The organism is Streptomyces sp. NBC_01478 (assembly GCF_036227225.1).
GTDB lineage: Bacteria > Actinomycetota > Actinomycetes > Streptomycetales > Streptomycetaceae > Streptomyces.
Genome location: NZ_CP109444.1, coordinates 4,841,445 through 4,854,145, shown reverse-complemented (window position 1 = coordinate 4,854,145; position 12,701 = coordinate 4,841,445). Strand labels below are relative to the sequence as shown.

The following is a 12,701-nucleotide window of genomic DNA, read 5'->3' as shown; positions in this document are numbered from 1 at the left end:
TTGATCAGCACGTTGAGCTGTAGCGCTCAATCACCCTACGCATGCAATCAGTTACCGAGAGTGCAGATTTAACGACACTTGACTGATCCCTCGTCAGATCATCGATCGGTCATCGACGGGCCATTACTTCGTGATGCCGTGCTGCTTCGCGTACGTGTTCGCCACGTCCTCCGGGTCCTTCTTGTCCTTGTCCACCTGGCGGTTGAGCTCGGTGAGTTGGGCCGTGGTGAGGAGGTTGCCGACGCGGGCGAGGGCCTTGCGGACCGTGGAGTCGGCCACGCGGTCGGCGATGAGCGGCACTATGTGCTGACTGGGGATCAGGGTCTTGGGGTCGGTCAGGACGACCCAGTCGTTGGCCTTGATGTCGGTGTCCGTGGTGAACAGGTTCGCCACGTCCACATCGCCCTTCTTCAGCGCGCCCTTCACCAACGGCCCGTCGGAATCAAGGGACTTGAACTCCTTGAACTCCACGCCGTAGACGTCCTTCAGTCCTACGACGCCCACCTGACGGGTCTTCACCTCGGCGGAGGCGCCGATGACGAGCTTGCCGTTGTGCTTCGCGAGGTCGGCCAGCGAGGTGAGGCCGTACTTGCCGGCGGTCTCGCGGGTGACGACGAAGCAGTCCGCGTCCTCGGCGATGCCGTAGGGCAGGACCTGGAGGCCGGAGGGGAGGGCGAGGGTGAGGGCGTTCTGCATCTCGCCCGCCTCCGCGACCTTGGACTTGGGCTGGAGGTAGGTGAGCAGGGAGCCCTGGTACTCGGGGAGGAGGTCGATGTCGCCGCTCTTCAGGGCGGGGAAGACGATCTCGCGGGTGCCGAGGTTGGGGCGGACCTTGACCTTCACGCCGGCCGCTTCGAGGGCGGCGGCGTAGAGGTAGCCGAGGACCTGGTTCTCGGTGAAGTTGGCGGTGCCGATGGTGACGCCGTTCTTGCTGGAGGCGTTGCCACCGCCGGCCGAGCCACCGCCGTCGAGCGAGGTGACACCGCTGGAGCAGGCGGACAGGACGGGAACGGCGACGGCCGTTCCGGCGAGGGCGCCGAGGAGGGTGCGACGGTTCATTTCGGAGTTCCCGGTTTCCCTAGGCGGTGCGGTGGCGGAAGAGGTAGCGCTGGAGGGCGGAGAGGCCGAGGTCGAGGACGATCGCGACGAGGGCGACGAGCACCGCACCGCCGAGCACCTGCACGAGGTCGCGCTGGGCGAGTCCGTCGAAGACGTAGCGGCCCAGGCCCCCGAAGGAGACGTAGGCGGCGATCGTGGCGGTGGCCACCACCTGGATGAGGGCGAGCCGCAGGCCGGTCATGATCAGGGGGAGCGCGAGGGGCAACTCGACCTGGAACAGGACCTGGTGGCCGCGCATGCCCTGCCCGCGGGCCGCGTCCTTCACGTCCGGGTCCACGGCCGTCATGCCGGCGTAGGTGTTCGTCACGATCGACGGGACCGCGAGGGCGACCAGCGCGATGTAGACCGGCCACATGGACAGGCCGCTGGCCAGGAAGACCAGGACGACCAGGCCGACGGTCGGCAGCGCGCGGCCGAAGGAGGCGAGGTTGATCGCGAGGAACGCGCCCTTGCCGGTGTGCCCGATCAGCAGGCCGAGCGGGAGGCCGATCGCGGCCGCGATGAGGGTCGCCAGCAGCGAGTACTGGAGGTGCTCGGCGAGGCGGTGCGCGATGCCGTCCGTGCCGGCCCACTGGGAGCCGCTGGTCAGCCACTTGGCGAGGTTCTTGAAGAGTTCGAACATCAGGCTCGCCGCCTCGTCCACGGGGTGAGTACGTACTGGAGGGCGACCAGGGCCGCGTCCGCGACCACGGCCAGCAGCAGGGTGAGGACCACGCCCACGATCACCGGGGTCGGGAAGTCGCGCTGGAAGCCGTCGGTGAAGAGCTGGCCGAGGCCGCCGTCGCCGATGTAGGTCGCGACCGAGACCAGCGAGATGGACATGACGGTGGCGATGCGGACGCCGGCCATGATCACCGGGAGCGCGAGGGGGAGTTCGACGGTGAGGAGCGTGCGCAGGGGGCGCGTGCCCATCGCCTTCGCGGCCTCCTTCGTCTTCGCGGGGACCGAGTCGAGGCCCTCGACCGTGTTCCGCAGCAGCACGACCAGCGTGTAGACCGTCAGGCCGATCACGGTGGTGGTGCGGGTGAGGCCGCTGATCGGGAGGAGAAGAACGAAGATCGCGATCGACGGGATCGTGAACAGCACGTTCGACAGGCCGAGCAGGAAGCCTCGGAGTGGTCGGACCCGGTGGGCGACCACGGCCAGCGGGAGCGAGATCAGCAGGCCGAAGAAGACGGCGGTCATCGCGGCCTGGAGATGCGAGAACGTGAGGCTGGTGAGGTCGTCGGTGTGGTCGCCTATCCACGACCAGTCGACGGTCATGCCGCGACCCGTGCTTCGGCGTGCGCCCGGCCCGCGTGGGTGTGGATGTCGTCGCGGGAGGAGACGCCGGTGAGGACGCCGTCGGCGTCGACGCGGGCGATCAGGCCGTTCGGGGAGGCGACGGACTCGTTGAGGGCGGCGAGCAGGGAGTCGCCGTCGTGCAGCGGCCGTACGGGGAGTTCGGCGTCCTCGGCGGCCCAGTGCAGGGGCTTGCGCGCCTCGTCGAGCACGAGCGTCCAGGTGCCGCCCTCGGGGGCCGGACCCTGCGGGACGTCCGCGAGGGTCGTCAGCGACAGCAGCTTGAGGCCGCGCTCGGCGCCGAGGAAGTCGGCGACGAAGTCGTCGGCCGGGCGGGCGAGGAGTTCGGCGGGGGCCGCGCACTGGACGAGGTGGCCGCCGGTGCGGAAGATCGCGATGCGGTCGCCGAGCCGTACGGCCTCGTCGATGTCGTGCGTGACGAAGACGATGGTCTTGTTCAACTCCTTCTGGAGGCGCAGCAGTTCGTCCTGGAGCTGGGTGCGCACGACAGGGTCTACGGCGCCGAAGGGCTCGTCCATCAGCAGGACCGGCGGGTCGGCGGCGAGCGCGCGGGCCACGCCGACGCGCTGCTGCTGGCCGCCGGAGAGCTGGTGCGGGTACCGCTTGCCGGCGTCGGCGGCGAGGCCGACGGTCTCCAGGAGCTCGGCCGCGCGGGCCCTGGCCTTCTTCCGGCCGTGGCCCAGGAGCAGCGGCACGGTGGCGATGTTGTCGAGGACGGTGCGGTGCGGGAAGAGCCCCGACTGCTGGATGACGTATCCGATGGAACGGCGCAGTTCGGCGGCGTCCTGCTGGGTGACGTCCTTGCCGCCGACCTTGATGACGCCCGAGGTCGGTTCGATCATCCGGTTGATCATCCGAAGGGTGGTCGTCTTGCCGCAACCGGAGGAACCGACCAGTACGGTGACCCCGCCTTCCGGCATCTCCAGGGAGAGGTCGTGAACTGCTGTCGTGCCGTTGGGGAAGCGTTTGTGGACCGCGTCGAACTGGATCATGAGTTGTCCCTTGCCCGGCTGTATAACGTCATGCAGAGTTCTCGGTGTCTGAATAGTTTGTCAATGTCTCCGCGTTAATCCGAGGTAACGGATGACCGGCAGGCAAGATCGAGTGTCCTGATTGAGGGGAGTTCGTCGCCTTATGTCGTCTCAGATCGTGGACGCCTCTGATGTGGCGCTGTCCGGGGGCACCGATCTGGTCGTCCTCGACGGGGTCGGCTTCGGGGTCGCCGATGTGGTCCGGCTCGCCGACGGGGACGCCCGCCCGGTCCCCGGCACCGACGCGATGAAGCGCGCGACCGAGTCCTGGGACGCGGCCCGCCAGATCGCCGCGACCGGCCGCGTCTACGGCCGCTCGACGGGCGTCGGCGCCAACCGGAACGAGGACGTGCCCACGGAGGCGGCCGCCGAACACGGCCTGCGCCTGCTCCGCAGCCACGCCGGCGCGATCGGCGACGAACTCCCGGCCCGGGAGGTGCGGGCGATGCTCGCGGTCCGCGCGAACCAGTTGCTGGCGGGGGGCGCCGGCCTACGGCCGACGGTCGTCACGGCGCTGTGCGAGGCGCTGGAGAGCGGCGTGTACCCGGTCGTCAACGAGTTCGGGTCGGTGGGGACGGGGGACATCGCGGCGCTGGCTCAGGTGGGGCTGGCGTTGGTGGGGGAGCATCCGTGGCGGGGCGCGGAGGGGGCCGGTGGGCCGGGTGGGGCCGGTGGGCCCGGTGGGGTGGCTTTCGGGTGGCGGAGTGCGGGGATTTCCGGCGGGGGTGGCGCGGGGGCTTCCGGCGGCCGTGGCGCCGGAGACGGTGACGCCGGGGGAGCCGGGAGCCGGGATGCCGGGGGAGCCGGTGGTTCCGGCACCGAGGGCTTCGGTCGCGGAGCTGCCGAGGGCGCCCGTAGCCGTGGCGCGGCGGCCTCCCATGCCCGTGCCCTCCCTGGAGTTTCCGAGTCGCGGCCCCTCGGCGGCAGCGATGCCCTCGCTGGAGTTCCCGAGCCGCAGTTCCTCGACGGCGACGACGTCCTCGCGGGCGTCTCAGAGCCGCGCTCCCTCGGCGGCGACGGCACCCTCGCCGGTGTCTCCGAGCCGCGCCCCCTCGCGGGTGTCCCCGAACCCCAGCCCCTCGACAACAACGACGCCCTCGCTCTGATCAGCAGCAACGCGCTCACTCTTGGCCAATCCGCGCTCGCGCTGCACGAGTTGCGGGGGCTCATCGGGGCGACGCAGGTCGTCGGGGCGCTCTCGCTGCTCGCCGTCGACGGGTCGCACGAGCCGTTCGCCGCGCCGGTGCATGCCGCTCGGCCGCATCGGGGGTCGAGTGAAGTGGCGCGCCGGATGCGGGAGTTGATCGGGGCCGCCGACCGGCCCACACCTCCCCTCGGGCGGATCCAGGACCCGTACGGCTTCCGGTGTCTGCCGCAGATCCACGGGCCCGCGCACGACGCGGCGGACGCGCTGGAGGAGGTGCTCGCGATCGAGATCAACGCGGCCGCCGAGAACCCCTTCATCTCCGCCGAGGACATGACCGCCTACCACCACGGCGGCTTCTACCAGGCCCAACTCGCCCTCGCCCTGGACCACTTCAGGCTCGCGATCACCCAGGTCGCCCGTCTGTCGACCTCCCGGCTCTCCTCGCTCAACGAGCCCGCGTTCACCCGCCTCAAGCCCTTCCTCGCCGACAACGAGGCCGCCTCCTCCGGCGTGATGATCCTGGAGTACGCCGCCGCTGCCGCCCTCGGCGACCTGCGCGCGTTCTCGGCTCCCGCCTCGCTCGGACACGCTGTACTCTCCCGGGGCGTCGAGGAACAGGCCAGCTTCGCCTCGCTCGCCGCACGTCAGACACTGCGCGCCTGCCGCGCGTACCGTCTCGTCGTCGGCTGCGAACTCGTCGCCGCCGTACGGGCGTTGCGCCAGCGGGGCCTGCGGCCCGACCCGGAACTCCCGGTCGGCCGCGCGCTGGAGCTGGCCGAGTCCGTGCTCGCCGACGAGACGGCGGACCGGCCGCTCACGGACGATGTGACGGCGGCGGCGGGACTGCTCGACCGGTTCACGGACATCTGGAGGGGGAGCACGGCATGAGCGTGGACGGGACTGTGGACGGGAGTACGGGTGTGACGGACAGGAGTACGGATGTGACCGACAGCCCGGCCGGACGGCTGCAGGCACTCTTCGAGGGGCACCGGCTCACGCCGACCCAGCGGCGCATCGCGCACAGCATGGTGCGGCGCGCCGCCGACGTGCCGTTCCTCTCCAGCGTCGAACTCGCCGAACTCGCCGGCGTCAGCCAGCCCTCCGTGACCCGCTTCGCGGTCGCCCTCGGCTTCGACGGCTACCCGGCGCTGCGCAAACACCTCCGCGAGGTCGCGCCCGCCGAGTCCGTCACCGACACGGCGTCGTACAACGAGTACCAGCAGGCCGTAGAGGCCGAGATCGAGAACCTCAAGCACCTCGCCGAGATACTGGCCGACCCCCGCCCCGTCGCGAAGGCCGGCCGGCTGCTGGCCGCCTCCCGCCCGCTGCCCGTGCTCGGGCTGCGCGCGGCGGCCTCCCAGGCGTACGGCTTCGCGTACTTCGCCGCCAAGGTCCATCCGGACGTACGGCTGCTCAACGAGGGCGGCACGATGATCCACGACCGGATCGACGCGGCCGTCCGGGCCGGCGCCACCGCCCTGCTGTGCTTCGCGCTGCCCCGGCACCCGCGCGAGGTCGTCGACACGCTGGCGTACGCGAGGGAGGCGGGCCTGACCGTCGTCACCGTCGCGGACTCGGCGTTCGCCCCCGTCGCCAAGGTCTCCGACCTGCTGATCCCGGCCGCGGTCGGCACCGGCCTCGCCTTCGACACGGCCTGCGCGCCGATGCTGCTCGGCCGGGTCCTGCTGGAGGCGATGTGCGACGACCTGCCGGACGCGCAGGCCCGCCTCGAGCAGTTCGACGCGCGGGCGGCGGCGCGGGGGCTGTTCGTGGAGTGAGACACGCTGTCCCGTCTGCTGTCTTCTCAGACTCGTCTCACGTTCCCTCACTAGTCTCGCGGCCTTACGGAACTGTGCCGGGACGACCAGGAGGCGGGACGTGGCACGCGGAGATCGCAGAGTCCAGGGGCTGGCCCGAGTGGCAGTCGTCATACGGGCCGGAGCCGCCCCGACGTGGTGGTTCGGGGTGCTGGCGGCGGGTGTCGGCGTCCTGCCGTCCGGCATCACCGGGCGCCGGATCGGGGTGATGGCCGGGGCCGCCCTGTTCATCATCGCGGCGCTCGTGGTGTCGTACGCGCGCCGCAAGCGCTACACCACCCTCGCCCGTGCCGCGGCCCGGGCCGGAAAACACGATGTGCTCCAGGACCGCGCGGTCACCGTACGGAACTGGCGCCGAGCCCACCGCTGGTGGCTCGTCCTCGCCTTCTTGCTCGCGCTGGGCAGCGCCTTCGCCGTGCCGGCGGCCGGCGGCATGCTGCTCGCCGGCGCCGGTACCGGGCTGCGCCTCAAGGCCGCCTGGCTGGGCCGCCGCGAGCGGGCCGACGACGCACTGCTGTGGATCCGCGTGGACTGGCTGAACAAGCGGCACGGCGGCCCCGTCGGCAAGCCGGTCAAGGGCTACCGCTCCACCGGCATCGCCGCGGGCGACGCGACCCCGGGCGGGGCGCGCCGCCGCAGCGACGTCTACGCGTAGTCGGAACTACGCGCAGCCGGATCTACGCGCAGTCGGCGCCTGGCTACACCTCCAGGTCCGCCTCGATCCTCTTCAACTGGTGCCGGGCCATCGCCAGGTTGGCGCGGGTGGAGTCCAGCACCAGGTAGAGGAACAGGCCGTTGCCGCCCCGGCCCTTGATCAGCCGGATCAGGTGGTACTGGCTCGACAGGGTGATCAGGATGTCCTCGATCTCGCCCTTCAGCCCGAGGTGCTCCATCGTGCGCAGCTTGGAGCGCACGACGTCGGTGTTCCCGGCGGCGGCGACGCCGAGGTCGAAGGTCTTGCTGCCGCCCATCGTGCCGAGCGCCATTCCGCTCGTGTAGTCGACGAGCGCGACCCCGGTCGCGCCCTCGATGGAGGTCAGCGCCTCTTTGAGGGAGGTTTCGGTGTTGGCCATGACTGTGCTCCTTTGGGTCCGTTCAACTTTCCGTGGTGGTGCGCGCGTTGGTGCCTGTGGTGGTGCGTGGTGCGCGCGCTGTTCTCGTTCGTGCGGTGGTGGTCTTGGGGGGCGCCGCTCTGGCCTTCTCCTCGGCCTCGGCCCGGGCTTCGGCCGCCGCCTCGGCGTCGACCAGTTCTCCGATCCGGGCCCCCGCGCGGCGGCCCTCCAGCAGCAGCCGGCCGACGTTCACCCGGTCCTGGGCGAGCACGGTCAGCACGGCGCCCGTGCCGGCCGCGTAGGTCGCGACATAGCCGTAGACCCCGCGCACGATCAGCTCGCGGAAGTCGCCCTGCCCGGTCGCGTCCGCCATCCGTACGGCCACGCCCAGCGCCGTCACGGTCAGCGCGGCCACCCGCTCCGGCTCGACGCCCGGGGTGTCCTGCGCCAGTACGAGACCGTCGACGCCCGCCGCCAGCGCCCCGGTCAACTGGGGCACCCGGGCTCTCAACCGGCGCAGCTCGTCGAGGATCTCGGCCTCGGCGGCCATCGGCTCTCTCCTCTCGGCGCGTGCTCGCTGCCACTCAAAGGGCCTCCAGCGCATCCCTGAGCCTCTTCAGCAATGTGATGTCGGGATCGGTGACGTCGGGCAGCGTCGCGGCGACGGGTGCGGGCGGGCGGGGCGAGACGAGCCCCGCCGACACCAGCCGCCGGACGTCCAGCAGCGTGGGGTACGCCCGCCGGCCCAGCAGCCGTGCGATGTCCGGCGCCGTCCGTACGCCGTCCACCCGGGCCAGCACCGCCGCCTGCCGGGCGGTGATCGGCGGGGGCGCGACGGGGTCGGCCCGCACCAATGGCGCGCCGTCCGTCGCCGCGTCCGGCCAGACGCGGTGCAGCAGATCGCGGCGGCGCAGCGTCTCCCGCTCCAGTGCGGCCACCGGAACCGGCCGCACACCACCGAGCGGATGCGTCACGCCGTACCGGAACCGCCCCGGGGTGCTGCTCGGCGCGAGCACGAAGTACGCCGCGTCGTACAGCGCCCCCAGATGGCACAGCTCCAGCGCGCCCGTGCTCAACTGGCCGCCGTCCAGCAGCAGTCGGGTCGTGGCGTGCCGGTCGTCGGTCGCCTTGGCGGCGGCCTCCCAGGCCCCGGCGCGCAGGGTGCCGTGCGCGGTGAGGAGCAGGTCGAGACCGGGGGCGGACGGGCTCTCGGCGTGCACGACCTCGCCGTCGACGAGATGCAGGCTGCCGCGCTCGCGCACGAGCACCCCGGTCGCCTCCTCGGTGGCGAGCCTGGTCAGCATCGGCGAGACCCCGCCCCAGCCCCGCTCACCGGCGTCGGCCTTGGCCCGTACGGGCAGCCGCGGCGGCGGGGTGGCCGGGGTGGTCCTGACGGCGGTCATCCGAGCACCAGCCGTCCGGCCATCTCGCCGAGCCTGATCCGGGCCAGCGCGAGATTGCCCTCCGCACGGGCCAGCCACAGATGCAGGAACACGCTGCTGTCGAACGACGTCCGCACGAACCGCAGCACGTGATAGCTGTCCCGGTTGCTGACGATCAGATCCTCCAGCGGAGGATCGTCGGCCTCCTCCCCCTCGGACGCGTCGGACGCGAACGCCCGGTGCTCGGCCGCCAGCCGGGCCAACTCCGCGGCCTCGGCCGCACTGGCCTCCTGGTCACCCCCGGGCGACTCTCCTACGACGCCCAGGGCCAGCCCACTCGTCCAGTCGACCAGCGCGGCGCCCCGGGCACCGGGCAGTCGCATGGCCTCCAGTAAGCACTCGTCGATTCCGGGCACCGTGGCTCCCCTCCCGCCTGCGGTTCGGCTGAGTGACGACGAAGCTACGCACCGTGTGGCCGACGGGTGAGGGATCTGGCATTTTCCAGTGGGACATGCCCCGAGTGACTAAGGTGGGTCAACTGACCCCGTTTTCACACCAGTTGCGTGAGCCAGTTGAACCGCGCGCCCACCGGCGCGCGTCAACGGCGCCCGGACGCGCGCAGGGTGGTGAGCGAGGCGGAGTGCGCCCCGCCGGATTCGGCCACGATCTCCGCCGACGTCTGCGGCTCCCGCACGGTCGCGAACGCCACACCCCCGGCACCGTCCTGGACGAACCCGTAAATGCCGGGCCGGGCAAGGGAGTTGTAGGCGTAGTGCGCCGCGAAGTAGTACGCCCCGGTGTCCAGCGCCGCCGCGTGGTCACCCTGCTCCAGCAAGGGCAACGCCTGTCCCTCGGCGAGCAGATCCCCCGCGAAACAGGCAGGCCCGGCGACGTCCTGCACCACGTCCGCCCCCGACTTGGGCCGCCCCTTCCCGTCGTAGGCGGCGATCCGCAGCGGCCACGACTGCGGCGCGTACACCGTCCGCGTCGCGACCTGCACCCCCGCGTGCGTGATCGCGATCGCCCGCCCGCCGGCGCTCTTCGCGTACTCGACCCGGGCCACCACCGTGCCCTCCTTGGCCAGCATCGACCGCCCGAACTCGGTCACCAGCCCGTACCGCCCGTCGAACAGCCCCGGCACCGCCTCCTTCAACAGCCGCGCGTACTGGGCGTACGTCGGACTCGTCGCGTCCGAGCCGAAGTTCACCCCGAGCCCGCCGCCGATGTCGAGCGTGTCGATCTGCCGCCGCCCGAGCCGCGCGTTGATCTCCTCCGCCAGCTCGTACGTCTCGGCGACACCCCGCGCGAGCAGCGCCAGCGGAATCCCCTGCGACCCGGTGTGCGCGTGCAGCCGGGTCAGCCACGGCCGCTCGGCGAACGCCCGCACCACCCACTCGCGCGCCCCCTCGTCCCGCAGCGCCACCCCGAACTTCGAGGTCGCCGTGGCGGTGGACAACGCGGCGATCGACCCTCCACCGATCTGCGGATTGACCCGGATCCCGAGCGGCGAACGACTGCTCGCCGACCGCATCAGCCCGTCCACCCGCTCCAACTCCTGCGGATTGTCGACGTTCACCGCGATCCCCAGCGCCAGCGCCTCCCGCAGCTCCGCGGGCGTCTTCGCGGGCGCGTCGAGCACGGTCCGCTCCGGCCGTACGCCCGCCGCCCGCGCCAGCGCCAACTCGCCCGGGCTCGCCACCTCCGCGCCGATCCCCTCCTCGTGCAGCAGCCGCAGCACCGGTACCAGCGGGCTCGCCTTCACGGCGAACGCGTGCAGCACGGGCGTCCCGGGCGCCACCACCGCGTCGAACGCCGCGCGCAGCGCCGCCGCGGACTCCCGGATACCGGTCACGTCCAGCAGTGCGACGATGGGCGAGCCCGGCCCCAGCAGCCCCTGCTCCACGGCGGCCCGGACCGCCTGGTCCCGGCGCGCGGTCCGCTCGGCGCCGTCCGTGTGACCCTGGTGTACGTCGTTCACTGCGTCCCCCGTCGTGTCGTTGTCGGTGGTCGGTACATCCAGCCAAACATCCAGAGACTGCCCACAGAGACGCCCCCACGTATTGACTAGTTCTATTCACGAAGTCAGGATGTGAATAGCTGTAGTAGGAAATCCGCTGAGAGCAGTCCGCTAGGAGGCAGACCATGTCAGGACCCCGCCCCGTACGAGCACCGCGCGGTACGGAACTGAGCGCCCTGGGATGGCAGCAGGAAGCCGCCCTGCGGATGCTGCAGAACAACCTGGACCCCGAGGTCGCCGAGCACCCCGACAAGCTCGTCGTCTACGGCGGCACCGGCAAGGCCGCCCGCGACTGGCGCTCCTTCGACGCCATGGTCCGCACCCTGCGCACCCTCAAGCAGGACGAGACGATGCTCGTCCAGTCCGGCCGCCCCGTCGGCGTGATGCAGACCCACGAGTGGGCGCCGCGCGTCCTCATCGCCAACTCCAACCTGGTCGGCGACTGGGCCAACTGGGAGGAGTTCCGCCGCCTGGAGGCCCTCGGCCTCACCATGTACGGCCAGATGACCGCCGGTTCGTGGATCTACATCGGCACCCAGGGCATCCTCCAGGGCACCTACGAGACCTTCGCCGCCGTCGCCGCGAAGCTGCATTCAATTGGTAAAGGGGTCAACGGCACCCTCGCCGGGACCATCACCCTCACCGCCGGCCTCGGCGGCATGGGCGGCGCCCAGCCCCTCGCGGTCACGATGAACGACGGCGTCGCGATCTGTATCGACGTCGACCCGCGCGCCATCGAGCGCCGCATCGAGCACCGCTACCTCGACGTCCGCGCCGACTCCCTCGCGCACGCCCTCCAGCTCGCCGTCGAGGCCCGCGACGCCCGCCGCCCGCTCTCCATCGGCCTCCTCGGCAACGCCGCCGAACTGTTCCCGCAGATGCTCGCCGAGGGCGCCCCCATCGACATCGTGACCGACCAGACCTCGGCCCACGACCCGCTGGCCTACCTGCCGATCGGCATCGCCTTCGAGGACATGGCCGACGCCGCCGCCAAGGACCCGGCGGGCTTCACCGCCCGCGCCCGCGAGTCCATGGCCAAGCACGTCGAGGCGATGGTCGGCTTCATGGACGCCGGCGCCGAGGTCTTCGACTACGGCAACTCGATCCGCGGCGAGGCCCAACTCGCCGGGTACGAGCGGGCGTTCGCCTTCCCCGGCTTCGTCCCCGCCTACATCCGCCCCCTGTTCTCCGAGGGCAAGGGCCCCTTCCGCTGGGCCGCCCTGTCCGGCGAGGCCTCCGACATCCACAAGACGGACAAGGCGATCCTCGACCTCTTCCCCGAGAACGAGTCCCTGCACCGCTGGATCAAGATGGCGGGCGAACGCGTCCACTTCCAGGGCCTGCCCGCCCGCATCTGCTGGCTCGGCTACGGCGAGCGCGACAAGGCCGGCGAGCGCTTCAACGACATGGTGGCCTCCGGCGAGCTGGCCGCCCCGCTGGTCATCGGCCGCGACCACCTGGACTCCGGCTCCGTCGCCTCCCCGTACCGCGAGACCGAGGCCATGCTCGACGGCTCCGACGCGATCGCCGACTGGCCCCTGCTGAACGCGATGGTCAACGTCGCCTCCGGCGCCTCCTGGGTCTCCATCCACCACGGCGGCGGCGTCGGCATGGGCCGCTCCATCCACGCGGGCCAGGTGACGGTCGCTGACGGCACGGCTCTCGCCGGCGAGAAGATCCGCCGTGTCCTGACCAACGACCCCGGCATGGGCGTCATCCGCCACGTGGACGCCGGCTACGACATCGCGGAGCGGGTCGCGAACGAGCGGGGTGTGCGGGTGCCCATGCGCGAGGGTGACGACGCGTGACCCTTCCGGGAGACGAGCGGGGCGGG

Annotated in this window: 13 protein-coding genes; 4 read left to right on the top strand and 9 right to left on the bottom strand. The window is 71.5% G+C overall.

From position 1 onward, the window contains the following. Positions 1-123: 123 nt before the first annotated feature. The 4 genes from OG223_RS21755 to OG223_RS21740 are packed head-to-tail and all read right to left on the bottom strand — an operon-like array spanning position 124 to position 3,413. Positions 124-1,059 carry an ABC transporter substrate-binding protein gene (locus OG223_RS21755; protein WP_329251097.1) on the bottom strand — a complete coding sequence of 312 codons (936 nt, stop codon included), beginning with the start codon at positions 1,057-1,059 and terminating at the stop codon, positions 124-126. 19 nt (positions 1,060-1,078) lie between these two features. Then, positions 1,079-1,741: an ABC transporter permease gene (locus OG223_RS21750; RefSeq protein ID WP_329265411.1), complete on the bottom strand. Its 663-nt coding sequence runs from the start codon at positions 1,739-1,741 to the stop codon at positions 1,079-1,081. After that, complete coding sequence (locus OG223_RS21745; RefSeq protein ID WP_200688965.1) at positions 1,741-2,382, bottom strand: ABC transporter permease; 642 nt, start codon at positions 2,380-2,382, stop codon at positions 1,741-1,743. Before OG223_RS21745 ends, OG223_RS21750 begins: the two co-directional genes overlap by 1 nt. Further along, positions 2,379-3,413, bottom strand: coding sequence for an ABC transporter ATP-binding protein (locus tag OG223_RS21740; protein ID WP_329251094.1), 1,035 nt, complete (start codon positions 3,411-3,413; stop codon positions 2,379-2,381). The genes OG223_RS21745 and OG223_RS21740 overlap by 4 nt, the downstream gene beginning before the upstream one ends. 142 nt (positions 3,414-3,555) lie before the next feature. On the opposite strand from OG223_RS21740, the gene OG223_RS21735 reads away from it, so the two are divergent. The 3 genes from OG223_RS21735 to OG223_RS21725 all read left to right on the top strand — a co-directional run bounded on the left by OG223_RS21735 (position 3,556) and on the right by OG223_RS21725 (position 7,071). Beyond that, on the top strand, positions 3,556-5,487 hold the full coding sequence (locus tag OG223_RS21735; protein ID WP_329251091.1) for an aromatic amino acid ammonia-lyase: 1,932 nt from the start codon (positions 3,556-3,558) through the stop codon (positions 5,485-5,487). Next, entirely contained in the window at positions 5,484-6,377 is an 894-nt protein-coding gene (locus OG223_RS21730) for a MurR/RpiR family transcriptional regulator (protein ID WP_329251088.1), read from the top strand. The genes OG223_RS21735 and OG223_RS21730 overlap by 4 nt, the downstream gene beginning before the upstream one ends. Before the next feature lie 100 nt (positions 6,378-6,477). After that, complete coding sequence (locus OG223_RS21725; RefSeq protein ID WP_329251086.1) at positions 6,478-7,071, top strand: hypothetical protein; 594 nt, start codon at positions 6,478-6,480, stop codon at positions 7,069-7,071. Between the two features lie 43 nt (positions 7,072-7,114). Here the strand turns inward: OG223_RS21725 and OG223_RS21720 are convergent, their stop codons facing one another. From OG223_RS21720 to OG223_RS21700, 5 genes are all read right to left on the bottom strand, one after another. After that, positions 7,115-7,489, bottom strand: a complete 375-nt coding sequence (locus tag OG223_RS21720) for a hypothetical protein (RefSeq protein WP_329251083.1) — start codon at positions 7,487-7,489, stop codon at positions 7,115-7,117. A gap of 22 nt (positions 7,490-7,511) precedes the next feature. Continuing rightward, positions 7,512-8,018 (bottom strand): roadblock/LC7 domain-containing protein, encoded by a 507-nt coding sequence (locus OG223_RS21715; protein ID WP_329251080.1) that lies wholly within the window; start codon positions 8,016-8,018, stop codon positions 7,512-7,514. Between the two features lie 34 nt (positions 8,019-8,052). After that, positions 8,053-8,871 carry a transcriptional regulator gene (locus OG223_RS21710; RefSeq protein WP_329251077.1) on the bottom strand — a complete coding sequence of 273 codons (819 nt, stop codon included), beginning with the start codon at positions 8,869-8,871 and terminating at the stop codon, positions 8,053-8,055. Beyond that, entirely contained in the window at positions 8,868-9,266 is a 399-nt protein-coding gene (locus OG223_RS21705) for a hypothetical protein (RefSeq protein ID WP_329251074.1), read from the bottom strand. The genes OG223_RS21710 and OG223_RS21705 overlap by 4 nt, the downstream gene beginning before the upstream one ends. A gap of 182 nt (positions 9,267-9,448) precedes the next feature. Beyond that, positions 9,449-10,828: a diaminopimelate decarboxylase gene (locus OG223_RS21700; RefSeq protein ID WP_329251071.1), complete on the bottom strand. Its 1,380-nt coding sequence runs from the start codon at positions 10,826-10,828 to the stop codon at positions 9,449-9,451. A gap of 164 nt (positions 10,829-10,992) precedes the next feature. Here OG223_RS21700 and hutU point away from each other — a divergent pair, with 164 nt between their 5' ends. Further along, positions 10,993-12,675: a urocanate hydratase gene (gene hutU / locus OG223_RS21695; RefSeq protein WP_329251068.1), complete on the top strand. Its 1,683-nt coding sequence runs from the start codon at positions 10,993-10,995 to the stop codon at positions 12,673-12,675. Positions 12,676-12,701: the final 26 nt, after the last annotated feature.

Bases quoted from the DNA above. Each gene is read 5' to 3' on its own strand.
- OG223_RS21755 (WP_329251097.1), bottom strand. From the start codon at position 1,059: ATGAACCGTCGCACCCTCCTCGGCGCCCTCGCCGGAACGGCCGTCGCC.
- OG223_RS21750 (WP_329265411.1), bottom strand. From the start codon at position 1,741: ATGTTCGAACTCTTCAAGAACCTCGCCAAGTGGCTGACCAGCGGCTCC.
- OG223_RS21745 (WP_200688965.1), bottom strand. From the start codon at position 2,382: ATGACCGTCGACTGGTCGTGGATAGGCGACCACACCGACGACCTCACC.
- OG223_RS21740 (WP_329251094.1), bottom strand. From the start codon at position 3,413: ATGATCCAGTTCGACGCGGTCCACAAACGCTTCCCCAACGGCACGACA.
- OG223_RS21735 (WP_329251091.1), top strand. From the start codon at position 3,556: ATGTCGTCTCAGATCGTGGACGCCTCTGATGTGGCGCTGTCCGGGGGC.
- OG223_RS21730 (WP_329251088.1), top strand. From the start codon at position 5,484: ATGAGCGTGGACGGGACTGTGGACGGGAGTACGGGTGTGACGGACAGG.
- OG223_RS21720 (WP_329251083.1), bottom strand. From the start codon at position 7,489: ATGGCCAACACCGAAACCTCCCTCAAAGAGGCGCTGACCTCCATCGAG.
- OG223_RS21715 (WP_329251080.1), bottom strand. From the start codon at position 8,018: ATGGCCGCCGAGGCCGAGATCCTCGACGAGCTGCGCCGGTTGAGAGCC.
- OG223_RS21710 (WP_329251077.1), bottom strand. From the start codon at position 8,871: ATGACCGCCGTCAGGACCACCCCGGCCACCCCGCCGCCGCGGCTGCCC.
- hutU (WP_329251068.1), top strand. From the start codon at position 10,993: ATGTCAGGACCCCGCCCCGTACGAGCACCGCGCGGTACGGAACTGAGC.